Genomic DNA, 24,943 nt, shown 5'->3' with positions numbered 1-24,943 from the left:
AGTATGAAAACATTAAAAAGAACAATAATAGGGTTAGCTTCATTAGCCGTTTTATTTACTGCATGTAACGACTTTGAGGAAATAAATAAAGACCCGAATGCCGTAGATGAAAGTGCGATCAAAGTATCTTATCTACTGAATAAATCAATCATGGGGGCACAGCAGAACCCGCATATCGCAGAGCGTGTGTTCGTGTATCAATGGAAAAGTGCGGCTCGTTTTGAACGTCGTAGTGGTTTAGCTACAGGTGCGAATTATAATGATTATAATACGGACTACTTTGGCGTTGATTATGGAGTGGGATGGCTGAACAATGTTAATATGGCCGTGAAAATTGGTACGGAACGTGCCGCCAATCCGGAGTATCCTTATGAGAACAATTTGCTACAGATGTCTCGTATTTGGCGGGCTTATGTCATCTCTGAATTGGCTGATAACTTTGGTCCTGTGCCTCCGGCAAACGCTTTTGATGGTATCGTAGAATATAAGAGTATAGAAGATATTTATGATTTTATTATTTCTGAATTGAAAGATGCCGCTGGCAAGATAGATGTAAATGCGGATATGAGCGCTATTACATCAGAGAAAACGGATGCTTTCTATGATGGTGATGCCTCTAAATGGATAAAGTATGCGAACTCATTACGCTTGCGCTACGCTATGCGTTTATCTGCTGTAGATCAAGCTAAAGCAAAGGCTGCTTTTGAGGATGCCGCTTCGACGAATAATTTTATTACTACGCAAGATGAAATTGCTCAGGTGCAAGAAAAAGGCGGTTGGACTGATCTTGATGGTGTGATGTCTCGTCCTTGGAATGCCCAACCCATTTCGGTCACCATTAATAATATGATGATTGGCCTAGGAGGAATCGATTTCCAAGTTCCTGCGGCGATAAAAGAGGATGTGGTATTGAAAGATGCTCGTAATTATCTAGGCCTTCGATTAGAAAAACACTTACCGGTTTCTACGAATGATCCGGCTGCAGGCTATTTCTTTGATGCTCTTCCTTCAAAGATTGATCCTCGTGCTACTAAGTTGTTTCATATTCCGGGATATGATGATGGTGCTGTTTATTTCTCTAATATCGGTTTGGCTGATAAGGCTCGTTTAGCGGATCCTGCTACTGGAAATGTTGAGGATAACAATAAGACATATTTGGAGTTGAACGTGAAATATACTTGGAATACTTGGGTTGCTGGAAAATGGGATAAATACTCAGCGCTAACCAGCGAATTGACAGGAGCAAGTAAGACTTATCCTTCTTTATCCAAGATATATCGTGAAAGTACGAATAAGCGTGTATGGTTTGGGCCGTGGGAGACGGAGTTCTTATTGGCTGAAGCTGCGTTGTATGGTTGGAACGTGTCTGGTAGTGCGAAATCTCATTATGAGGCTGGTATAGCAGCTAGCTTTGAATATCACGGTGTATCTGAGTTCTTAAATGATTATTTGAGTTCTACGGAATATAACCGTGTAGGTACTTCTGTCGCTTTTGATCATACGGCGGAAGCAAAGTCTTATACGGCTGAATATGTAGATGGTTATACTGGTGAGAAAAAGACTACTACTTATACTTATCCGAAAAATTCTATTTATAAGAATGGTACGGTCAATAATGATAAGCTGACAAAGATAATCTCGCAAAAATACTTGGCACAGGTTCCTTGGTTACCTTTAGAGGCATGGTCTGATCATCGTCGTTTAGGTTTGCCTTTCTTTGAGAATCAAGCTGTTGAGATAGATTATAACGTTTCTAGTAACGAGTTGCCTCTTACTCGTGCTAACTGTAAGGAATGTAAGTGGGAATTCTATCAAGAACGTCTGCGCTATCCAGCGAATATGGAAATCAATAGTAAGGATAGTTATATGAAAGCTGTTGAGCTATTGGGTGGAGCTGATTTAATTTCTACTCCGCTATGGTGGGCTAAACATTGATTTATATGAAAGCTCAAGGTGAAGGATTATGCTTCCACCTTGGGCTATTTTTGTTAACTTAATAAATTGTCTGATTATGAGAAAGTTATTAATGGTATTGTTTTTATTTGGAACAATTAGTGTTTTTTGCAATGCCCAAATAGATGGTTATTATGTAAAAGACAGTGGTAATCTAGCGCTTTTTGCGGATGGAGAACCTAGAACTAGTACTTCAATTGGTATTGAAGCTGGGAAATCAGTGGAAATTCGTTTTACTCAACCTTCTACTAGAGATTTCTTGTGGCAAAAAATAAGTGGTAGTGACTATATTCAATTTAATCCCGGTGGGTCTGGACGTTTTGCGTTAATTTGGACACAGGGTGCAAGTAAAGGGGACTCGGCTGTTTTTTGTGTCACAGACAAGAATGGTGATGTGCTGACGATTACTATTCATGCTTATTAGACTTTATATAAAATAAAGATATCTACTTCTTGTCTTTTGACAACTTTGTATTGTAACTGATTCGGAAATCATAGAGAATAAATATTCTTACGAGGAAAAGGGCGTATCGATGTAAATGTCGGTATGCCTTCTTTTTTTGTAGTGATGGTTTGTATGGTAAACCGGAGCTTTTAGGGGCTTCTGAAGTGAATAACTAACGGCTTGTCGAGTCGTAAGCTTACGGCTACCCCTAGTGAATAACTAACGGCTTGGGAAGTGAATAACTAACGGCTTCCTGCCTCTTTTACGGTTTGGTTATCCTTTGGTGAAAGTTTCTGTAAATCAATTTTTTATGAATGTTAGTGAGGATAACTCTTATTCGTTTTGTCTGTAAGGAGAGAGTAGTTGCGGTATCCTCACCAGTTACCTCTTGTATATGTTAAACTCAAAACATATCTGCCCTTTTTATGTTTATACAGGATAAATGACATTCGTTGACGCAAAAACTAAAACATTGTCTATCAAAATAAACAAAAAACAGTAGTTATGTTGAAAAGATTCAGACCAGTCAGCTTAATCCTGTTGGTAGGGGCGCTTGGGTTCTCGGGAAACTTATACGCCACGCCTATGCCCGGGATTCCGAAGGTTGACATTTCCCAGCAAAACGCAAAGGTGTCGGGAATAGTTGAGGATGCCTTAGGACCCGTTACCGGGGCGTCCGTAATCGTGAAAGGAACTACCAATGGTACTATGACCGACTTGGACGGGCATTTTACTTTGGATAACGTGAAGAAAGGGGATATCATACAGATATCGTTTATCGGTTATACCTCGCAAGACATCCCATATACCGGCCAGTCCGAGATTACGGTTAAACTCGTGGAAGATACCCAGAAACTCGATGAGGTGGTGGTGACTGCCTTGGGTATGAAACGGGATAAGAAAGCCTTGGGTTATGCCATGCAGGAGTTGAAAGGGGATGACCTCTTGGCCTCCCGTGAGCCGAACTTGGCGAACTCCCTTTCCGGTAAGGTTTCCGGTTTGCAGATCGTTCGTTCAAGCAATGGCGTAGGAGGGTCTTCTAAGATCGTACTTCGTGGTAACAACTCCTTGACGGGTAGCAACCAGCCCTTAATCGTCGTAGACGGTACCCCGATGGATAACTTCACCGGTGGTGTGGATGATGTATGGGGTAACTCCGGAGCGGACATGGGTAACGGCCTTTCGGATATCAACCCGGAAGATATCGAGTCCATGACGGTATTGAAGGGTGCTTCCGCCGCCGCCCTTTATGGCTCACGTGCCGGTAACGGCGTGATCTTGATCACTACCAAGTCCGGACGTAAGAACGAGGGACTCGGTATTACGATCAACGCCGGTATCACCGCCGAGACGATTTTCCTGAAACCTGATTTACAGAACGACTTCGGACAAGGCTCCGTGGGCGTTTACGATAACCAATCCCGCCTTAGCTGGGGACCGAAAGCCATGGGACAAATGGTAACCGATTGGAGAGGCAACCAAATCCCTCTGCATACTTATGATAATATCGACGCTTTTTTCCGCACTGGAACCTCCTTTAACGAGGGTGTCAGCTTCCAGCAGAACATAAAGGGTACGGCGGTATTCGCCTCCGTAAACCGTTCCGACGATGCTAGCATCACCCCACGCTCAAAACTAAACAAGACGAATATTACCTTGCGTGCCACTACTTTCCTAGATGAGGCGGAAAAGTGGAAAGTAGATGCCAAGGTGAATTATATCAATCAAAACGCACATAACCGCCCGATTCAGGGCGTGAATCCCTCGAACGCTTTCAATACGATCTATAACCTGCCTCGTTCCTTGAATATCCGCGAATTTGAGGATGACGTGGATGAGCAAGGCAATATGATTTGGTATGACGCCTCCAAGAATCCGCAGGAGAACCCTTATTGGGTGACCCGTTATCGCCAGAACGAGGATACCCGTAACCGTTTGTTAGGAAATATCTCCTTGAAATATGCCCCGACCGATTGGTTCGATATTGAGTTGAGAGGTGGTACGGATTATTATACCACGACGAAGAGCGAGAAAGTATATGCCGGTGGTAATACCAGTCCGAGAGGTCTGTATACCGAGGGATCGGAGACCTTCTATGAGAATAACTTCAGTTTCTTGGCTACGGCCCGGAAGGATAATTTGATCGATCGGCTGGGAGGTTTCGTTACTTTCGGTGGTAACTTGATGCTCCAGCAGCGTAATAAGATGAACGCTTCTGCCGGAGAGTTGTTGGTGCCGAACTTGTTCTCGCTGAATAATGGCGTGAATAAGCCAACAGTCACTTCCGAGTTGATCCGCCGTCGTATGAATTCCTTGTACGGGTCGTTGCAGTTGAACTGGGATGGTTATCTGTTCTTGGATGTTACGGCACGTAACGATTGGTCGTCTACGATGTCGAAAGCCAACCGCTCTTATTTCTATCCATCTGTCAGTTTATCGCTTGTGATCTCAGATATGTTGCCGAAGATTGGCGGAAGCATGCCGGATTGGTTCTCTTTCGCTAAGGTACGTGCCTCCTTCGCTGAGGTAGGTAACGACTTGGATCCGTATCAATTATATAACTTCTACTCTGTAGGCAAGGACCCCAACGGGAATACGACGGCGAAACCGGGTAAGGTACTTTACGACTCGGACGTACGTAGCGAGTTGATTAAATCATGGGAGGCCGGTTTCGATATCCGTTTCTTCAATAACCGATTGGGCTTGGATGCCGCTTGGTATAAGTCCAACGCTACCCGCCAGTTACTGGATTTACCGATGGACCCGTTCTCCGGCTATGCTTCCCGTAAGATTAACGCAGGTAACATTCAGAACGAGGGTTTGGAGATCTCCTTGAACGGTACGATTCTAGACAATCCCGCCGGATTGAGCTGGAGCTCTACGGCGCAGTTCTCCTTGAACCGGAATAAGATCAAAGAATTATACGAGGGCGTGAATCTATATGATATAAAGACGTTCGACGCTATCCAGATCGTAGCTCCGGTAGGTGGTTATTATGGTGAGATCTACGGGCAGACCTTTATGCGTGTGACCGATGAGAATAGTCCTCACTATGGAAAGATCGTCGTAGGTGATGACGGTTTGCCTTTGATCTCTACCGAGAAGTCGAAAGTAGGAAACCAGAGTCCGGATTGGATGATGGGTTGGACCAATAATTTCTCTTATAAAGGTTTTAACCTGAGCTTCTTAATAGACTTCCGTATCGGTGGTAGCATCTATTCGGCGACAGCCTCCAACCTGTATACCCGGGGTAACGCCGCCGGAACAGTGGTGAATGGTGATCGTGCCGAATTCGTGGTACCGAATACCGTGGTTCAACAGGGCAGTGGTTATGCGGAGAATACGGTCGCCGTCACTCCCCAGAACTATTGGGAACGTATTGGGTCTACCGGAAATTATGGTTTACCAGAGGTTTATACCTATAGCGCCACCAATGTCCGTTTGCGTAATATCACCTTTGGCTACGAGTTCAATCGACAGATGTTGAAGAAAACGCCTTTCCAGCGTGTACGTCTATCCGCTACTTGTAACAATGTTTGGATGATCCATTATAACTTGCCGGGTATCGACCCCGAGTCCGTTGCCGCCACGAATACCAACGCTACCGGATTCGAGAATGGAGCCGCGCCGACCAGCCGTTCCTATACGTTTAATGTAACCGTGGGATTCTAATGGAATACATGATAATTTGAATTACGATAAAAATGATGAAGATGAAAACAAGAAATATACTTTTTACCGGACTGGTATCGGTGGCCGCTCTTCTTTCTTCCTGTAATGACTTTCAGGAGATCAATGAGGACCCGAATCTTGTGGGAGAGGATAAGGTGAAGCCCCAATGGTTCCTGAATGCCTCTATCATGGGAGACCAGATGAACCCAGAGATAGCCGAGCGTATCTTTATCTTGTACTGGGACCGTGCTTCCCGTTTCAATAGGGGAAGTGGTTTTACGATCGGTACGGATAACAATGATTATAGTACTACCTACTTGAGTAACGATTACGCCGTGGGTTGGCTGAACCAAGTGACCAAAGCGATCCAGTTAGGAGAGCAGATGGTTGCCAATGGCGAGGCGGATACCTATCCTTATTATAAGAACGTGATCCAGATGTCCCGTATCTGGCGTGCTTATTTGAACTCGGAAGTAGCTGACGGTTTCGGGCCGATCCCTGCGTTGGCCGCTTTCTCCGGTGTACCGGCTGAGTACGATAGTGTAGAGGCTATCTATCAATTTATATTGAAAGAGTTACGGGAAGCTGAGTCTGCGTTAGACCCCTCCTTGGATATGTCCGCTATGGCTAACGAGGATGCTTTCTATGCGGGAAATGTTGCGAAATGGAAGAAGTACGCCAACTCCTTGCGTATGCGTTTGGCGATGCGTATCTCGGCTGTCGATCCTGCCTTAGCAAAAGCGGAATTTGAGGATGCCGCCTCTAAGACATTTATTTCCGAGCCAACCGATATCGCTTCCGTGCAGGAGAAAGAGGGTTGGGATGAGCTGACGAGCGTGATGTCTCGTCCTTGGAACGGGCAGGCAATGTCCGTGACGTTTAAGAACTTGGTAGTTGGTTTGGGTGGACAGGAATTTCCGTTGCCGGACTCCTTAAAAAGCCATTTGAAGAATCCATACGATTATCAAGGTTTGTATTTGAACCAGCACTTCCCGCTGACAACGAATGATCCGTGCGCCGGTTTCTATTTCGACGGTATACCTCAATATGTAGATCCCCGTGCCCCGAAGTTGTTTAGTGTAGTAGGCTGGGATGATGGCGTGGTTTATTCCGATTATATCGGTGCGGCCAGCGAGGTGAAGCCGGTTCACTTGAAGAATCCGGCGGATAATACCCAGAATATGTTGACAATCGATCCGAAATATACGTGGGGCACTTGGGTCGCCGGAGAATGGGACGTGAAAGCCGGTCTGGTAAGTGAGCTGACAGGTAAGAATTATAATTATCCCTCTATGTCGAAACAATATCGAATGAGTACCAATAAGCGTGTCTTCTTCGGCCCGTGGGAAAGTTACTTCTTATTGGCGGAGGCTGCGGTGAAAGGCTGGAAAGTTCCGGGAACGGCTAAATCCAATTATGAGTCTGGTGTTACGGCTAGTTTTGAGTATCATGGCTTATTGAGCCAAGTCGGCGATTATCTATCGTCTCAGAAATACAACCGTGTAGGTACTTCCGTCGCTTTCGACCATACGACAGAGGCGAAATCGTATACGATCCGTTATACGGACCCATATACGAAGGAGGTAAAAAGCCGTACGTATGAATATCCTCATAACTCGATCTACCGGAATGGCGCTTATAATAATGACGCTCTGACGAAGATTATCACCCAGAAATATATAGCGCAAGTTCCTTGGTTGCCGGAAGAGGCTTGGAGCGATCATCGTCGTTTAGGTCTTCCTTTCTTCGAGAACCAAGCGGTAGAGAAGGATTACAACCCATTGAATCAAGTTCCTTTGACGGTCGCTACCTCTAAGGAATGCCGTTGGGATTTCTACCCGAAACGTTATCGTTATCCGGCGAATATCCAAACGAATAATCAAGCGGGTTATGCGCAAGCTCTCCAGCTTTTGGGCGGCCCGGACTTGACGACTACTCCACTTTGGTGGAACGCTAAATAGCGAACCTACTTGGTCTGTTTTATATATACTTTTTCGGTGTCACGCATTTACTTGTGTGGCACCGTTTTTTATGGATATCCCTTCCGGTTCCTCGGCCGCTAAGGATGCGGTAGACGAATTGATCCGTCTTTATTTACCGATGGATGGTAAGGAGGCTCCTCAAATCCCGGAGATACTTGGGATTCGTTCCCCTTATTCGGGTGCGGTGAAATATTTGCGAGGCCCAATCTCTGTCTCAAACGCCAGTACGTCTTTGGCTGAATTGCTGGAAGATTGCCCGTTCACGGGAGTCTGGTTCGTGGGAGAAAGGAAGACCGATTATTTTCAAGCCTTAATTTACGTGAAAGATCAAAAAAACTTGAAACGTTGGGGTGAGAAAATATCGGCCTCTTCTTGCATTCGCAAGGGAGATGACTTTATTTATATAAAAGGAACGGAGGAGGAGACAGCGGACGAGGGTCATGGAGACTTCGGGTTTTAACCCGAGTCTCTTATTCGATCATACTTAACCATTTCTCCAATTCCTCAGTCCATAAATGCTTAAAGATAAAGCTGTCCCTGAACCCAAAACTATGGCCGCCTTTTGGGTAAATATGCAAGGAGGCGGACACCTTGTTCTTTAGCAAAGCGAGATAATAAAGCACGCTATTCTCCGGGCTAATCGCCTCGTCATCCGAAGCCAACGCTATAAAGGCGGGAGGCGTCAGTGAGTTTACGTGCAATTCCAAAGAGAAAGCTTCCTCTTCCTCATGCGTGGGATTCGCTCCTAATAGCCGTTCCCTCGATTTAAGGTGCGTTAAATGAGGTAGCATACTGATAACCGGATAAAGGAGTATTTGGAAATCCGGACGTGCGTCGTCTACCCCGAATATTGCGGCATGCCCGGCGATATAACCGCCAATGGAGGCACCCATGACACCGACCTTCGTAATCTTCCACTCTTCCGAGTAATTACGGAGGATGCGGAGACCTTGGCGAACATCGTCCAGAGGGACTTCCCTATGTCCGTTCGGCATCCGGTATTTCAATACGGCATAAGTAATACCTTGCGCATTAAACCATGCGGCCATATCACGCCCCTCATGTCCGATCGAAATCTTGGAAAGTCCGCCACCCGGACACATCAAGATCGCCTTGCCATTCGGCTTCGTCGCCGGATAAACCAATAGGGAAGGATTCGATATATTGGATATGGCATTCGGGGCATCTTCCAATTCTACGCCGGCCAATCCATTACTAGTGGGCGCTCCATCCGGCCAAAGTAGGATAATCCTATTTTTCTGTTGTACTGTTTCCATTTTCTATATTCTGAATTGTGTTTATAGTATAAAACAACGTTGGCCTTTGATTAGTTTAGCATTCAAGATCTTTTCGAATCATCATCGTATATAAAAAAGTCCGGAAAAGACGAGGGAAATCACCCTCCATCCTTTTCGGACTTTTATCCTATTACATTGAAAGGTAAATTATTGCATACCTTCCGTAGTCATTTCCTTATTGATCTTTTTAACCAATCCCTGAAGAACGGCACCCGGGCCTAACTCGATGAAATGAGTGGCACCGTCGGCAATCATGTTTTGTACGCTTTGGGTCCAACGTACCGGGGCGGTTAACTGTGCGATCAAGTTAGCCTTAATTGTTTCCGGGCAAGTCTCGGCTTTCGTGCTTACGTTCTGGTAAACCGGGCAAGAAGGTTTATTGATCGTCGTAGCCTCGATAGCGGCAGCCAACTCCGTACGAGCCGGTTCCATCAATGGAGAATGGAACGCTCCACCTACTTTCAACTTCAAGGCACGCTTAGCACCTGCGGCCAATAACTTCTCGCAAGCCTGATCGATACCGGGGATAGAACCGGAGATTACCAATTGGCCCGGGCAATTATAGTTAGCGCAAACCACTACCTCGTCCTTGATGCTTGCGCAAATTTCCTCAACCGTCGCGTCCGGCAAGGCTAATACGGCGGCCATTGTAGAGGGAGTTGCCTCGCAAGCCTTTTGCATAGCCATGGCACGTTTGGAAACTAATACCAAGCCGTCCTCGAAAGACAATGCTCCGGCAGCTACCAAGGCAGAGAATTCTCCTAATGAGTGACCTGCGGTCATATCCGGCTGGAATTGATCACCTAATGTTTTCGCGAGAATGACAGAGTGTAAGAAGATCGCTGGTTGAGTAACCTTGGTTTGTCTCAGATCCTCGTCTGTTCCGGCAAACATTAAATCCGTGATACGGAAACCAAGGATCTCGTTAGCCTTCTCAAACATCTCTTTAGCAAGAGGATTATTATCGTAGAGGTCTTTGCCCATACCTACGAACTGTGCCCCCTGACCGGGAAATACGTACGCTTTCATCTTTCTAATTTTTTTCTAATTTCAGTTTTTTAAGACGGTGCAAAGGTAATAAATTTGGAATAATGAGGCTACTATTCATTACAAATTGTATCTTTGCCCCCATAGAAACGAGAATATTAATGACTAATATTATAATATCATGAATGAATTACTATTTTTAGGAAACTTAGGTACTGGCGAGATCGTGATCATCGCCATTGTTGTGTTGTTACTTTTCGGTGGTAAGAAAATTCCTGAGCTGATGAAAGGTATCGGTAAGGGTGTGAAGAATTTCAAGGACGGTGTAAAAGGTTTGGAAGACGATATCAAATTAGACGATACGGAAAAGAAGTAAAGGAAGATGCAACAAGAAGAAATGTCATTCTGGGATCACCTAGAAGAACTTCGTTGGACTTTATTTCGTTCTGTTTTAGCGCTCTTTGTTTTTGCTATAGCCGGGTTCTCGGTAATGCCGTGGCTGTTCGATAATGTCGTGATGGCCCCGTGTAGCTCCGATTTCATCGTCTATCGGGAAATGTGTAAGATTAGTTCTCATTTTTCTTTTCTCCCGGACTTTTGTAATGATACGTTCCATGTGAACATTGTCAATATCAAACTGGCTTCCCAGTTCTTCACGCATATGACAAGTTCTTTCTGGCTGGCGTTATTATTGACTTTCCCCTATTTGATGTGGGAGATCTGGAAGTTCGTAAGTCCGGCTCTCTACGAGAATGAGAAGAAAAATGTACGTTGGGTATTCTTGTTCGGAACGATAATGTTCTTTATCGGATGCTCAGTGGGTTATTTCTTGGTGTTCCCGATGACACTACGTTTCTTGGCGACTTACGAGTTGAGTGCCGCCATTACGGAACAGGTATCCCTTGATTCTTACATGGATAACTTCTTGATGTTGATATTCATGATGGGAATCGTATTTGAGATGCCATTGGTATCTTGGCTATTATCTCAGATAGGGTTGCTAAACCGCTCGTTCTTTCATAAATACAGACGGCATGCTGTTGTCGGCTTGTTAGTTGGTGCGGCGTTCATCACTCCAAGTAGTGATCCGTTTACGTTAAGTATCGTATTCTTACCGCTCTACGGTTTGTATGAGTTGAGTGCGTTCTTCGTGAAGAAAGCCCCAAAGGAAGAAGACGAGGAGAATGAGGATGAGGAAGATAATAATGAGGAATAAATCCCGAAAGTTATAATAATGTAATATAAAAGAGGCGTGATCCATAACGGATTACGCCTCTTTTTGTGTAGGCCTTGCTTATCTGTTTTTCTCTAGGCTCAATATGAACCGTACCAATTCCGGATCATAATGTGAGAAAAACAGGCTTTGGGCTTTGTCTAACTTCGCGATTTCATTCATGTCCTGTTCCGAAAGTTCAAAACTGAATACGTCGAAGTTCTCTGCCATCCGTTCTTTATGCGTGGATTTGGGGATAACGACTATGTTGCGTTGGATGAGGAAGCGCAAGGCGACTTGCGCCACGGATTTATTATATTTCTGTCCGATTCCCGTCAATATCCCGTTCGTGAAAAAGTTATTGCGCCCTTCTGCGAAAGAGGCCCATGACATGATTTGTGTACCATATTCCCGCATGATTTCCTCTGCTTTCACTTGCTGATTGAAGACGTGTGTTTCCACTTGATTCACTGCGGGTTTTATTTTTACATGTTCCGCTAGGTCGATAAAACGGTCCGGGTAAAAGTTACTTACGCCGATGGCCCGGGCTTTTCCTGCACGGTAAGCCTCTTCCATGGCACGGTATGTTCCATAATAGTCGCCAAAAGGCTGGTGAATGAGCAGAAGATCAACATATTCGGTCTGTAAATTGCGCAGAGACTCATTGATAGAGGCTTTCGCCTTCTCCTCTCCGGCGTTGGTCACCCATATTTTTGTGGTGATGAACAATTCATCGCGAGGTACGCCACATTTACTTATGGCTTTGCCTACACCTTCCTCGTTATAGTACGCTTGTGCCGTGTCGATGGAGCGATAGCCTACGCTGATAGCATCCAATACGCAACGTTCACATTCCTCGGGGGCTATTTGATATACACCATAACCCAAGATCGGCATTTCTACGCCGTTGTTCAATTTTACTGTTTTGTTCATCGTAATGTTATTTTAAATTGTGGTCGCAAAGTTATGTCTGATAAGCGGATATGACGATAAATAAAAGTCGGTGCTATTTTCATTTTTTTCGGTTGTTGAGTCTCGATTTTATTTTTATATCGTGTTTTTCTGTATCTTTACTCTGTAAACAAGAGAGCTGATTATGAATACGGATATCCTATTTGCTGACAACCTCGATGATATGATTTCCGGGAGTTTTGACCGGTATTGTACACATGCGCTTTGTCGTGAGGGTGAAGCTTCATTCCTGATGACGGGCGAATGGTTTCGGATGAGGAAAGGGGATTGCGTTATATTTACTCATAATGAACTTATATCTAAGATAGAGATAAGCGACGATTTTCAGGTAACGGTACTTTATATCTCGAACAGTTTTTCATTCAAGAATATCCCTCGAAATGATTATGACGTGATAGGAAAGTTGACACTACTCCGTAACCCGATCATGTCGCTTACAGAGCGAGAACAGCGGATATTTATGGAAGATATTGAACTTATCCGCAGGCGGTTGACGGACCATACGCATCGTTTTCATGACGAACTAATCGGTTGTTTGGCTAAAACTTTCGTGCTCGACCTTTACGATTTCCATGCACGAATTTATGAATCTCCCTCTGTATCGGAACAAAATGCCGTGTTGATGGAGCGATTTATAAATCTGCTAAAAGCGGGGGATTATCGAAACCACAGGGAAGTATCCTATTACGCTTCACGGCTCTGCATTACGCCTAAATACCTTACGGAAGTTTGTAAGAAAGCAAGCGGATTTACAGCAAATTACTGGATAGACCGTTTCACCATCTCCCGGATTACCCACTTGCTTTCAGACAAGAACCTGACATTGAAAGAAATCTCAGACAATATGAATTTCTCTTCTTTGTCTTTTTTCAGCCGTTACGTGCAACGATTGCTGAAAGTCTCACCATCAGAATACCGGAACGGCAATCTGATTGCTTAAGCTTTTAACAGTGGTAATTGACTCAACATATTCCTAAGCTTAATCGCTATCCGTGGCATAGGTTCGGCGACGGTAAGTCCTACTAGATCGTATTCGGACGCAATGTCATTGATGGCACGTACTACCTCGTTTATTTTCATCCCGTTCGGTTCTATGCCGACCCCGGCTATCATATCCGCTGGATCAATGACATCCATATCGAAATGGATGACAACCTTGGAAGCACCTGTCCCTTTCAGCCATTCGAGGATAAGCGAGCTATCAGCCGCCACTTCTTCCGGAGATAAACCTTTTATACCTAATTCTTTCTGCCGTTCCTTCATACCCTCGTCCTATGAGTGCAGACCTACGATCAACGCATTTGAGGGCTTGAATGTTCTGGGTAATAGATGGATGATCTCCTCATCACCCATTCCTAGACAAGCTGTAAGAGTCATAGCGTGGTATTGATGTTTTATTTTTCATGTTATCGTAGTTTTTGTACAAAGTTAAAGGATTCCACCGAATTCTCGTCTTGATGAAAAAAGATTTTCTCCTTGATGAAAAAAGATTCTCATCATAATGAAAAAAGATTTTCACCCCGATGAAAATAGAAAGTTTTCCCCGTAAACTGTTTCTCTTTCGAAATAATTTATGTATGTTTGCTCAAACTCAAAACGAATTGCATAACATGAAGCACATGTCTATATTGGCGGTCTCTTTGCTGGCACTCGTGGCCTGCACGCCTGAAAAGAAACAGGAGGCGGATTACTCGCAGTATGTGAACCCCATGATCGGTACGGATTTTACCGGCAATACCTACCCGGGAGCCCAAGTCCCTTTTGGTATGGTACAATTGAGCCCGGATAACGGTTTGCCGGGTTGGGATCGCATCTCGGGGTATTTCTATCCGGATACGACGATCGCCGGCTTTAGCCATACGCACCTTTCCGGTACGGGGGCAGGCGATTTATACGATATCTCTTTTATGCCCGTGACCCGTCCTTATAAAGAGGCCCCGGCGCCGTTAGGAATCTATTCCACGTTCTCGCATAATGACGAGGCGGCTTCCGCAGGATATTACCGGGTATTGCTGAAGGATTATAACATTAACGTGGAGCTTACGGCTACCGAGCGTTGCGGTATCCAGCGGTATACCTTCCCGGAGGCCGAGGCTTCGGTATTCTTGAACTTGAAGAAGGCGATGAATTGGGACTTTACCTTGGATTCCAAGATCGAGGTGGTAGACTCTACGACGATCCGTGGATACCGCCTATCCCAAGGCTGGTCTCCCTTGCAGCATGTTTATTTCGAGACCCGTTTCTCTAAGCCTTTCGTGGCTTGTCATATGGATACGACTTCTATCGTGACCAAGGAAAAAGGTTGGATCGGTACGGCCTATGTGGCCCGTTTCGATTTCAATACGAAGAAGGATGAGGAAATCCTTGTCACGACCGGAATCTCTGGTGTCAGCATGGAGGGAGCGGGAAAGAATTTGCGTGCGGAAGCCCCGAAGGATGATTTCGATTACTATCAAGCGCAGGCTAGCGCGAATTGGAACCGACAGCTTTCCAAGATTGAGGTGAAGAGCCGGAATACGGACGATATGGTGAAATTCTATACGGCCTTGTATCATTCCATGATCGCCCCGACGATCTATAGCGACGTGGATGGTTCTTATTACGGCCCGGATCAGCAAATCCATAAAGCGGACGGATGGACGAATTACTCTACTTTCTCTTTATGGGATACCTACCGTGCCTCCCATCCGTTGTTTACGTATACGGAGCCGGAACGGGCGAATGATATGATCAAGGGTTTCTTGAAGTTCTATGAGCAGAACGGGGCTTTGCCTTTATGGAACCTTTATGGCTGGGAAACGAATATGATGATCGGTTATCATGCGGTGCCCGTTATCGTAGACGCTTATCTGAAAGGTATCGGTGATTTCAATGCCGAGAAAGCGCTGGAGGCTTGTATAGCGACAGCCAACCGGGATGACTATCGGGGTATCGGCGATTATAAGAAGTTGGGCTACGTACCGGCTTATAGCGATCCGAAAAAATGGGAGAACTGGTCTTTATCGAAGACCTTGGAGTATGCCTACGATGATTATTGCATCGCTAAGATGGCCGAGAAGATGGGTAAGAAAGAGATCGCCGACGAATTCTTTAAACGTTCACAGAACTATCATAATGTGTACAATCCGGCAACTTCCTTTATGCAGCCTCGTGATGAGAAAGGAAACTTTGCCGCTAATTTCAGCCCCGATGATTATACGGAAGATATTTGCGAGAGCAATGGTTGGCAATATTTCTGGTCCGTGCCGCAAGATTTGGACGGTTTGATCGGATTGGTAGGAAGCAAGGAACGTTTCGCCGAGAAATTGGATAGTATGTTTACCTATGTCCCCAAATCGGATGAGGAATTGCCTATCTTCAGCACAGGTATGATCGGCCAGTATGCGCATGGCAACGAGCCGAGCCATCATGTGATCTACTTATATAATAAGGTCGGCCAGCCTTGGAAGACCCAGAAATACGTGGCTCAGGTATTACATGACTTGTATCTGAATGCCCCGGACGGTATTTGCGGTAATGAGGACTGTGGGCAGATGTCCGCTTGGTTTGTGTTCAGCGCCATGGGATTCTACCCGGTTGATCCGATCAGTAGCCAATATGAGATCGGCTCCCCGTTGTTCCCGGAAGTGAAGATGCATGTAGGTAATGGCAAGACCTTTACGGTTTTGGCTCCCGAGGTCTCTGCGGAGAATATTTATATCCAATCCGTGAAGCTGAACGGACAACCTTATGATAAGAGTTATATCACCCACGAGCAAATCATGAGCGGGGCGACATTGGAGTTCGTCATGGGCAGCCAGCCGGGACCGGTATGGTATACGAACGAATGAAATAGCTCTCTATGATATAATGAAGAGAAGTGCCGTGGTCATATCGCCACGGCACTTTTTTTAATCCGGCTCATGCGAATCTTTCCCATAAGCCTTGACAATATCCTTTACGATGTACCAGAGTACGAACACGACCATTATGCTTCCGATCAATATCTTTCCCACTCTTATGATAGAATCGATGTATTCTTCCATAATGTTATTATTTAAGAGATTACCGTTCGAGGTAAATGTACGGATAAAAATCGGGAAATAAGTCTATGTCTCTAAGATAATTCAGATATTTGTTCTATTTTTGAGCATTGTATAAATGATTAAATATAATAGCATGTTAAAACAAATGATAGCCTTGACGGCTTTGATGGTGTCATCCATTGCTTTTGCGCAAGACCGGGAGTATGTAATCGTGGTACATGGTGGTGCGGGGGCGATGGCCGGATTGGAGGAAGATCCGGTTAAGTCGGCTCAATATTACGCCGCATTGGACTCCGCTTTAATGATTGGAGATAAGGTCCTTTCTTCGGGAGGCGAGGGGCCGGAAGCGGTGATGGCCGTAATCAATTACTTCGAGGGAAATCCGTTGTTTAACGCCGGAATTGGTGCTACCTGTACGGCGGAGGGAACTTTTGAGTTGGACGCTTCCATCATGGAAGGCAAGGATTTAAGCGCAGGCGCTGTAGCTGGCCTAAAACACGTGAAGCATCCGATCAATGCAGCCTATGCCGTAAAGACAAAATCTCCGCATGTCATGCTGAGCGGAGCCGGTGCCGAGGAGTTCGCCAAGGAACAAGGCTTGGAAATGGTAGAAGACAATATGTATTTCGCTACGCCCAAGACGATGGAGTGGATCGAGAAGTTAAAGCAAGAAAGTAAGAAGAACGGTACGGTAGGCTGTGTCGTTCTGGATAAGCAAGGAAACTTAACGGCCGGGACCAGTACCGGCGGTATGTTTAAGAAACGTTGGGGGCGTATCGGTGATTCGCCCGTGATCGGGGCGGGAACGTATGCGGATAATAACAGTTGCGCTGTCTCCTGTACGGGGCATGGAGAGTATTTTATCCGTCATGCGGTAGCGTTCGATGTGTGTGCCCGCTATAAATACCTTAAGGAAAGCGTAGAGAAAGCGGCGGATTATATCATCCATACGGAATTGAATACGAACGCCGGCAACGGCGGCTTGATCGCCGTGGATAAACTAGGAAATATCGCCATGCCTTATAACAGTGGCGGTATGTTCCGCGGATTCTTGTATAAGGAGAAAGGTAGCCCGGAAATTAAGAAGGGCTGCGGTATCGGAAAGAAGATCGTTGTAGTAGGGGAAAAGTAGTTTTTTGTATCTTTACGCCAAATTCAAGATAGAATGGCGAAAACAAAAACCGTATATGTCTGCTCTAACTGTGGCGCTGATTCCCCGAAATGGCTGGGTAAATGCCCGAATTGTGGGGAGTGGAACACCTATGTAGAGGAGATCGTAACAAAGGAGCCTGCCGTGAAGCGGCCAGTTCCCGGTATTATGGAGGGCAATAAGATCCGTCCGGTGTTATTGCGTGATATAACGACGGAAGAGGAGGCCCGTATCGATTTAAAAGATGATGAATTAAATAGGGTCCTCGGCGGAGGCTTGGTGAAAGGCTCTTTGGTCTTGATCGGGGGAGAGCCGGGAATCGGAAAATCCACCTTGGTCTTGCAAACCGTGTTGGGCTTGACAGGCTTGAAAACCCTATATGTCTCGGGCGAGGAGAGCAGTCGCCAGTTGAAACTCCGGGCGGACCGATTATCGCATGATAATCCGAACTGTTTCATCCTATGCGAGACGCATCTGGAACAGATTTTTACGCAAGCGGCCAATATCCAGCCGGACTTGATGATCATAGATTCCATACAAACCATCTTTACGGAAGTCGTGGAATCTTCCCCCGGCAGTGTTTCCCAAGTACGCGAGTGTAGCGCCGCTATCTTGAAATACGCCAAGGAAAGCGGTGTCCCGGTCTTATTGATCGGCCATATCAATAAGGAAGGCAGTATCGCCGGTCCGAAGGTATTGGAGCATATCGTGGATACGGTGTTGCAGTTTGAAGGCGATCAGCATTATATGTATCGTATCTTGCGGAGCATCAAGAACCGTTTCGGCAGTACGGCGGAACTAGGGATTTACGAGATGCGCCAGAACGGGCTTCGTGAGGTCAGCAATCCATCCGAGTTATTATTAACCCAGAATCATGAGGGACTGAGCGGTGTCGCCATCGCCGCCGCTATCGAGGGGGTACGTCCTTTCCTGATCGAGACGCAAGCCTTGGTCAGCTCGGCGGTTTACGGTACGCCGCAACGTAGCGCCACCGGATTCGATTTACGCCGAATGAATATGTTATTGGCGGTATTGGAGAAAAGGGCGGGTTTTAAGTTGATCCAGAAAGATGTTTTCTTGAATATCGCCGGAGGTTTGAAAGTGAATGATCCGGCTATCGATTTGGCGGTAATCAGCTCCATCCTTTCCTCTAGCTTGGATATCAGCATCGAGCCGGGTGTTTGTATGGCCGGAGAGGTAGGCTTGTCCGGAGAGATCCGTCCGGTCAACCGTATTGAGCAACGTATCTTGGAGGCGGAGAAGCTGGGTTTCTCCCGGATTATCATTCCGCATAATAATCTAAAAGGTTTCGATACGGCGAAGAGCAAGATCCAAATCGTACAGGTAAAGAAAGTGGAGGAAGCCTTTCGGCAACTATTCGGTTAATATATAATAAACAATGATAAAAGAATTACAACTCCGGATATTGCCGGAAGAGGCTGTTAATGAGCAATCGCTAAGACAAGTAGTAGCCCGTGAGACGGGTGAGGCTCCGAAAAATATCCGAGCCGTACGTGTATTGAAACGTTCGATAGACGCACGCCAGCGAACGATATTTGTCAACGTGAAACTGCGTGTTTTCATGAACGAGATGCCCAGCGAGCCGGAATATCAATCGATAGAGTATAAAGATGTCTCGGCAGGGAAACCTGTGATCGTCGTAGGAGCCGGTCCGGGAGGTCTGTTCGCTGCCTTGCGCTTGATAGAGTTAGGTTTGCGCCCCATCATCGTCGAGCGAGGTAAGGACGTGCGGGAACGCAAGAAAGATATCGCCTTGATCAGTCGTGAGCATAAGGTGAACGGAGAATCAAATTATAGTTTTGGTGAGGGCGGTGCCGGCGCTTATTCTGATGGAAAGCTGTATACCCGTAGCAAGAAAAGAGGCTCGGTAGATAAGATACTGAATATCTTTTGCCAGTTTGGGGCCAGTCCCTCTATCTTGGCGGATGCCCATCCGCATATCGGAACGGATAAGCTCCCCCGTGTGATCGAGAATATCCGGGAGCAAATCAAGCGATGCGGAGGTGAGGTACATTTCGAGACCCGTATGGATGCTTTTATCATGAAAGAGAACGAGGTGATCGGCATCGAGACGAATACGGGAAAGAGCTTTTACGGGCCTGTTATCTTAGCTACCGGCCATTCCGCCCGTGATGTCTATAACTATTTATACGAACGCCAGATCCAGATCGAGGCGAAAGGGATCGCGGTCGGTGTTCGTCTGGAACATCCTCAGGAATTGATCGACCAAATCCAGTATCATCGGAAAGAAGGTCGTGGGAAATATCTTCCTGCGGCAGAGTATAGTTTTGTGACGCAAGCGAATAACCGGGGCGTCTATTCTTTCTGTATGTGTCCGGGAGGTTTCGTGGTTCCTGCGGCGAGCGGACCTAAGCAGGTCGTGGTAAATGGAATGTCGCCTTCCAACCGGGGTTCCCGCTGGTCTAACTCAGGGATGGTGGTAGAGATCCGTCCGGAAGATTATTCCGAACTGGTAGGGCAGGAGGAGCTTTATCTTCGGAATGGCGAGAAGGTAGATGCGGATTCCCCATTAGCGTTGATGGCCTTTCAAGAACGTCTGGAAGAGGTCTGCTGGCTAAACGGAGGCATGAAGCAAACGGCACCCGCCCAGCGCATGGATGATTTCATGCGGAAGAAGAACTCTTTCGATTTACCGGTTTCCTCGTATACGCCGGGTCTGCTGGCCTCTCCGTTGCATTTTTGGATGCCGGAATTTGTGACCAGTCGCCTGCGGGAAGGTTTCCGTTATTTCGGTAAGGTCTCTAGAGGCTTCTTGACCAACGAGGCAACCATGATCGGCGTAGAGACCCGTACATCCGCTCCGGTTCGTATCCTCCGTGATCGGGATACCTATCAACACGTCACGGTAAAAGGTCTTTTCCCTTGCGGTGAGGGAGCGGGGTATGCGGGAGGAATCGTATCTGCCGCCATCGACGGGGAACGTTGTGCGGAAGGAGTGTATAATTTAGAATCCAATAAATAAGAAAAATGAAAAGTGGTATGAAAATAGGAATATCCCTTTGTCTGGGAGTTCTTATGTGTTTGAATGCGGGTTGTACGGGAAAGAAGTCTGCCGCGGAAGAGCCCGAGTTAACGTACAGTAATCCTTTGTCGGTCCAGTTTGGCGATCCATACGTATTGTTGGCCTCGGACGGACGTTATTATATGTATGGTACCGGTGCCGGGGCTGTAGACGGTTTTTGCGCCTATTCTTCCGATGATTTGATCCATTGGAAGTCGGAAGGGCAGGTTTATCGGGGCAATACGCCCGATTCTTGGGCAATCGCTAATTTCTGGGCGCCGGAAGTGTACGAGCGTGACGGGAAGTTCTATATGTTCTTCAGTGCGGATTGGCGGAAGAATCCGACCAACGGGGAGGAAAATTTCCGTATCGGCGTAGCTGTGTCGGATAAGCCGACCGGACCATTTAAGGAATTGGCCGATGCTCCTTTGTTCGATCCGGGATATCCTGTAATCGACGGAAACTTGATCGAGGATGAGGATGGCCGTACCTATCTCTATTATTCCCGTTGTTGCTATAAGCATCCGGTAGAAAGCGAGATCGCCGATGAGGCAAAGAAGAAAGGCATGTTCGACTCCGTTGAGGAAAGCTGGATTTACGGGGTGGAGGTCGCTCCGGATCTTACGCACGTAATTGGGGAACCCGTACTTCTGCTGCGTCCACCTGTAAAATTGGATGATGCGCAAAGTGAATGGGAAAGTCGCTCGGTTACCAAAGGGGAGGTCGGACGTCGTTGGACGGAAGGCTCTTTCATGCTACGTCACAACGGCTTGTATTATATGATGTATTCCGCTAATTATTTCGGCGGGGCAAATTATGCGGTGGGATATGCCGTGTCCGAACATCCGTTAGGACCGTTTGAGAAGGCATCTAATAATCCGGTGCTGGAGAAGAACGTGGAAAAAGGCGGTATCGTCACGGGTACCGGACATAATAGCGTTACTTGGTCGAAGGACGGAAAACAAATGTATTGCGTTTACCACGGGCGTACCCAGAAGACAGGGGATGAGCGGGTCGTATTCATCGATAAAATGCGAATCGATGAGAAGGGCCTTCTAGTCGTGGAAGGCCCTACCACCGATCCGCAATCTATTCAATAGTTATTTATCTCTTCCAGCAACGCCACTCGTTCCAATGAGAACGTAGTGTCGTTGCGTTGGATATATTCCAATAGCTCTTTCGCTCTTGCCCGGAGTTTTTTACCTTGCGCCTCCGGCAAAAGGAAACTTTCTTCCAGCAAGGTCTTGGTCGCCAGTTCCATGCGTTGGAGGCCACACGAGTCATCACCGTCCAGATAAGTGCGGATGCCGTCGATAGGCGTGTTCAGCAAGAAATCGTTATCCAGTTTTAAGGATGTGTAGACGGATTGGATTAACTCGGGGTTCTTGCGTGCCCCATCGTTGGAATTACGATTGAAGATGATCAGGGCGATCACTTTGCCCAGTTCCTCGATCTGTACCATGATGAAATCTCTCTTTAACATAGGAGTGGTGAATTATTCGATCGTTATACTTTGGATGCGGATGTCTTTCTTCGGACGGTCATTCTGGTCTTTCGGCTGGGTGGCGATCTGATCCAGAACGTCGAACCCCTCCGTCAGCTCCCCGAAGATCGTATAAGTGCCGTCCAGATGATGGCAACCGCCTACGGTGGTATAAGCCTTCCGTTGCTCGTCCGTAAATAGCAAATGCCCGGGAGTTGCTTGAATAACGGAGTCTATCCGGGCGTTGATCATTCTCAATCGCTTCTGGTATTCCCGTTTGTTACTCATCTTTATCATATTCAACTCGGCACGGACCGGTGCGTAAAACTCCTTCAGGGCCTTTTGCCGGGCCGGATAGTTGGCGGTACGCTCTAACGTATCCAGTTCGGTTTCCCTATAGACCTTCCCCTGCACGATAAAGAATTGCGACATGTCCGATTTCTTTTGCGGGTTGACATCGTCCGGTTGGCGGGGAGCGGCCAAGGCTCCTTTCTTATGGAAATATTTCTCGTTGATCTCGGGCAGGATCTCGGCGGAAGGATCGCCAAAGCCGCATTTGGCACCGGCGGGAGCATTCTTGGAATCCGGGGCTCCTCCTTGGATCATAAACTCCGGCAGGACACGGGTGAATAAGGTCCCGTTGAAATCCCCCCGTTTCGCCCGTTCGATAAAAGTACGTGTGTGATTAGGCACATCATCGTACAGGATGGCCTTCATAGTACCTACATTGGTTTTAATAACTACCGTTTTTCCAGCTTCTTGCGCCGAGGTGGCTACCACGCAAAGGAACAATGCTGATAAAATGTAATATATCTTTTTCATGAGATTTTAATTTAAAAGGTAAATATAGGTGTTATGTTGTAAAACACAAAGTAAATGCCTAACTTCGCGTCTTTATTAATAGGTAATAAGATTTTTAAAGATTTTAGCATGGATTGGATAAACGATTTATTATGGGGAGAAGGTATCGGGCATTCTATCCTTTTACTATCTTTCGTGATTGCCGCCGGCATTCAGTTGGGAAAGATAAAGGTGTTTGGGATTTCGCTTGGGATTACCTTGGTGTTGTTTGTAGGTATTATTTTAGGGCATTTTGGGTTTACGGTTAACCACAATGTGATTCATTTCTTTAAGGAATTTGGATTGATCTTATTTGTTTATTCGGTAGGTATGCAAGTCGGGCCGGGTTTCTTCTCGTCTTTTAGGCAGGGGGGAATCACGTTGAATATGCTTGCCTGTGGAATTGTCTTCCTTGGCGTGGCTACGGCTTTGGTATTGCATTTCGTGACAGGTATTCCGATGCCTACGATGGTGGGTATTTTATCGGGGGCGGTGACGAATACCCCCGGATTAGGTGCGGCTCAGCAGGCTTATTCCGATATGTACGGGGTTTCTGATAATACGATCGCCTTGGGTTACGCCGTGGCTTATCCGCTGGGCGTGATCGGTATTATTCTTTCGATCATTTTCGTACGTTACGTATTCCGTGTGAATTTCGATAAGGAGAATGACGATTTGAATAAAGAGGATGCCTCGCATACGAATGAGGCGAAACCGATCTCGCTGGTCGTAAAGAACCCTGCGGTTTTCGGTAAGACGGTAGGGGAGTTATCCGGTTTGATGGATCATCTGGATTTCGTGATTTCCCGTGTATGGCGTAATGATAACAAGCAGATCGAGATCGCTTCCGCCGGTACGATCTTGAATGAGGATGATAAGATTTTCGTGATCACGACAGATCAAGATGCCGAGTCCGTAAAGACATTCATCGGCGAGGAGATCGATATGGAGCGCAAGCAATGGATTCGTATGGAGAGCCAGTTTATCAACCGCCGTATCTTGATCACGAAACCGGAGTTGAACGGTAAGAAGCTGGGACAGTTGAAACTGCGTAAATTATATGGTATCAATATCACCCGTATCAACCGTGCGGGCGTGGACTTGGTCGCTACGCCGGGCCTGACGTTGCAAGTGGGTGACCGTGTGAATGTGGTGGGTACCGAAACCGCTGTCTCCAATGTGGAGAAGGTATTGGGTAACTCCATGAAACGCTTGAACGAGCCGAATTTGATCACGATCTTTATCGGCATTGCCCTCGGTATTGTCTTGGGTAGTATTCCTATCACGTTCCCGGGCATTCCGCAACCGGTTAAGTTAGGTTTGGCGGGAGGTCCGCTGATCGTGGCGATCTTGATTAGCCGTTTTGGTTACCGTTATAAGCTGGTTACCTATACGACCCAGAGCGCTAACTTGATGTTGCGTGAGATCGGTATCACCCTCTTCCTCGCTTGCGTGGGTATCAGTGCCGGCGATGGTTTTGTGGATACGATCGTGAACAACGGCGGATTCGCTTGGATCGGTTACGGTTTCATTATCACGACGGTTCCTTTACTGATCATCGGTTGTGTAGGCCGCTATTTCTATAAGATCAATTATTTCACCTTAATGGGCTTGATCGCCGGTAGTACGACGGATCCGCCCGCTTTGGCTTACTCGAACGCTACGGCTGGAAACGACGCTCCTTCCGTAGGTTACGCAACGGTATACCCATTGACCATGTTTTTGCGGGTGCTTACGGCGCAATTATTGATCTTGTTCTTCGCTTGATGCGGTAGTTATAATGGTGCCGTCTTACACGTATACCGGCATTGCCTCACACGTATATCGACGTAGGCCTATGCGAACGTAGGCGTGAGGCGATGTCGGTATACGTGCTGGAT

General features: G+C 46.5%; 20 protein-coding genes and 1 pseudogene. 14 read left to right on the top strand and 7 right to left on the bottom strand.

The features are described 5' to 3' along the window. The first annotated feature begins 3 nt into the window (after nt 1-3). The 5 genes from ACESPU_RS06855 to ACESPU_RS06835 all read left to right on the top strand — a co-directional run bounded on the left by ACESPU_RS06855 (nt 4) and on the right by ACESPU_RS06835 (nt 8,512). Complete coding sequence (locus ACESPU_RS06855; RefSeq protein WP_158532890.1) at nt 4-1,935, top strand: SusD/RagB family nutrient-binding outer membrane lipoprotein; 1,932 nt, start codon at nt 4-6, stop codon at nt 1,933-1,935. Nucleotides 1,936-2,011: 76 nt separating this feature from the next. Next, nucleotides 2,012-2,377: a hypothetical protein gene (locus ACESPU_RS06850; RefSeq protein ID WP_158532889.1), complete on the top strand. Its 366-nt coding sequence runs from the start codon at nt 2,012-2,014 to the stop codon at nt 2,375-2,377. Between the two features lie 525 nt (nt 2,378-2,902). Beyond that, a complete protein-coding gene (locus ACESPU_RS06845; protein ID WP_158532888.1) occupies nt 2,903-6,070 on the top strand; it encodes a SusC/RagA family TonB-linked outer membrane protein in 3,168 nt (1,055 codons plus the stop codon). Nucleotides 6,071-6,111: 41 nt separating this feature from the next. Further along, nucleotides 6,112-8,031, top strand: a complete 1,920-nt coding sequence (locus ACESPU_RS06840) for a SusD/RagB family nutrient-binding outer membrane lipoprotein (protein ID WP_158532887.1) — start codon at nt 6,112-6,114, stop codon at nt 8,029-8,031. A 55-nt stretch (nt 8,032-8,086) separates the two neighbouring features. Then, complete coding sequence (locus ACESPU_RS06835; protein WP_227154376.1) at nt 8,087-8,512, top strand: hypothetical protein; 426 nt, start codon at nt 8,087-8,089, stop codon at nt 8,510-8,512. 10 nt (nt 8,513-8,522) lie between these two features. Here the strand turns inward: ACESPU_RS06835 and ACESPU_RS06830 are convergent, their stop codons facing one another. Next, nucleotides 8,523-9,329, bottom strand: a complete 807-nt coding sequence (locus tag ACESPU_RS06830; RefSeq protein ID WP_048928368.1) for an alpha/beta hydrolase — start codon at nt 9,327-9,329, stop codon at nt 8,523-8,525. A 168-nt stretch (nt 9,330-9,497) separates the two neighbouring features. Then, a complete protein-coding gene (gene fabD, locus ACESPU_RS06825; RefSeq protein ID WP_005866160.1) occupies nt 9,498-10,379 on the bottom strand; it encodes an ACP S-malonyltransferase in 882 nt (293 codons plus the stop codon). 139 nt (nt 10,380-10,518) lie between these two features. Between fabD and ACESPU_RS06820 the strand changes: the two genes are divergently transcribed. Beyond that, the gene (locus ACESPU_RS06820) at nt 10,519-10,713 is read left to right on the top strand and encodes a twin-arginine translocase TatA/TatE family subunit (RefSeq protein WP_005858259.1); all 195 of its coding nucleotides are present in this window, start codon (nt 10,519-10,521) and stop codon (nt 10,711-10,713) included. A gap of 6 nt (nt 10,714-10,719) precedes the next feature. Next, nucleotides 10,720-11,553, top strand: coding sequence for a twin-arginine translocase subunit TatC (gene tatC, locus ACESPU_RS06815; RefSeq protein WP_122144163.1), 834 nt, complete (start codon nt 10,720-10,722; stop codon nt 11,551-11,553). A 78-nt stretch (nt 11,554-11,631) separates the two neighbouring features. Here the strand turns inward: tatC and ACESPU_RS06810 are convergent, their stop codons facing one another. Beyond that, nucleotides 11,632-12,483: an aldo/keto reductase gene (locus tag ACESPU_RS06810; RefSeq protein ID WP_122144162.1), complete on the bottom strand. Its 852-nt coding sequence runs from the start codon at nt 12,481-12,483 to the stop codon at nt 11,632-11,634. Between the two features lie 163 nt (nt 12,484-12,646). Here ACESPU_RS06810 and ACESPU_RS06805 point away from each other — a divergent pair, with 163 nt between their 5' ends. Next, nucleotides 12,647-13,462: an AraC family transcriptional regulator gene (locus ACESPU_RS06805; protein ID WP_005866166.1), complete on the top strand. Its 816-nt coding sequence runs from the start codon at nt 12,647-12,649 to the stop codon at nt 13,460-13,462. On the opposite strand, the pseudogene ACESPU_RS06800 reads toward ACESPU_RS06805, so the two are convergent. Beyond that, a pseudogene (locus ACESPU_RS06800) lies at nt 13,459-13,908 on the bottom strand (arginase family protein); the annotation flags it as partial. The gene ACESPU_RS06805 and the pseudogene ACESPU_RS06800 sit on opposite strands and share 4 nt — an antisense overlap. A 137-nt stretch (nt 13,909-14,045) precedes the next feature. On the opposite strand from ACESPU_RS06800, the gene ACESPU_RS06795 reads away from it, so the two are divergent. Continuing rightward, nucleotides 14,046-16,352: a GH92 family glycosyl hydrolase gene (locus ACESPU_RS06795; RefSeq protein WP_158532886.1), complete on the top strand. Its 2,307-nt coding sequence runs from the start codon at nt 14,046-14,048 to the stop codon at nt 16,350-16,352. Nucleotides 16,353-16,412: 60 nt separating this feature from the next. Here the strand turns inward: ACESPU_RS06795 and ACESPU_RS06790 are convergent, their stop codons facing one another. Beyond that, on the bottom strand, nt 16,413-16,547 hold the full coding sequence (locus ACESPU_RS06790; protein WP_005858250.1) for a hypothetical protein: 135 nt from the start codon (nt 16,545-16,547) through the stop codon (nt 16,413-16,415). A 133-nt stretch (nt 16,548-16,680) separates the two neighbouring features. Here ACESPU_RS06790 and ACESPU_RS06785 point away from each other — a divergent pair, with 133 nt between their 5' ends. Genes ACESPU_RS06785 through ACESPU_RS06770 form a run of 4 tightly spaced genes read left to right on the top strand, consistent with a single transcriptional unit; the run spans nt 16,681 to nt 21,840 of the window. Beyond that, a complete protein-coding gene (locus ACESPU_RS06785; RefSeq protein WP_158532885.1) occupies nt 16,681-17,679 on the top strand; it encodes an isoaspartyl peptidase/L-asparaginase family protein in 999 nt (332 codons plus the stop codon). Nucleotides 17,680-17,712: 33 nt separating this feature from the next. Next, the gene (gene radA / locus ACESPU_RS06780) at nt 17,713-19,083 is read left to right on the top strand and encodes a DNA repair protein RadA (protein ID WP_005858247.1); all 1,371 of its coding nucleotides are present in this window, start codon (nt 17,713-17,715) and stop codon (nt 19,081-19,083) included. Between the two features lie 13 nt (nt 19,084-19,096). Continuing rightward, nucleotides 19,097-20,701, top strand: coding sequence for an NAD(P)/FAD-dependent oxidoreductase (locus ACESPU_RS06775; protein WP_008774174.1), 1,605 nt, complete (start codon nt 19,097-19,099; stop codon nt 20,699-20,701). A gap of 17 nt (nt 20,702-20,718) precedes the next feature. Next, nucleotides 20,719-21,840, top strand: a complete 1,122-nt coding sequence (locus ACESPU_RS06770) for a glycoside hydrolase family 43 protein (protein WP_227154375.1) — start codon at nt 20,719-20,721, stop codon at nt 21,838-21,840. Here the strand turns inward: ACESPU_RS06770 and ACESPU_RS06765 are convergent. Further along, the gene (locus tag ACESPU_RS06765; RefSeq protein ID WP_158532883.1) at nt 21,834-22,223 is read right to left on the bottom strand and encodes a hypothetical protein; all 390 of its coding nucleotides are present in this window, start codon (nt 22,221-22,223) and stop codon (nt 21,834-21,836) included. The genes ACESPU_RS06770 and ACESPU_RS06765 overlap by 7 nt on opposite strands. A 12-nt stretch (nt 22,224-22,235) precedes the next feature. Beyond that, nucleotides 22,236-23,045, bottom strand: a complete 810-nt coding sequence (locus tag ACESPU_RS06760) for a peptidylprolyl isomerase (protein WP_158532882.1) — start codon at nt 23,043-23,045, stop codon at nt 22,236-22,238. A gap of 108 nt (nt 23,046-23,153) precedes the next feature. Here ACESPU_RS06760 and ACESPU_RS06755 point away from each other — a divergent pair, with 108 nt between their 5' ends. After that, a complete protein-coding gene (locus ACESPU_RS06755; RefSeq protein ID WP_008778112.1) occupies nt 23,154-24,830 on the top strand; it encodes a putative transporter in 1,677 nt (558 codons plus the stop codon). Nucleotides 24,831-24,943: the final 113 nt, after the last annotated feature.

Origin of the sequence: Parabacteroides sp. 20_3, assembly GCF_964238835.1 — a bacterium.
Lineage (GTDB): Bacteria > Bacteroidota > Bacteroidia > Bacteroidales > Tannerellaceae > Parabacteroides > Parabacteroides distasonis.
Note: the sequence above shows the minus strand (reverse complement) of the source record. Positions and strands in the feature narration are given on the sequence as shown.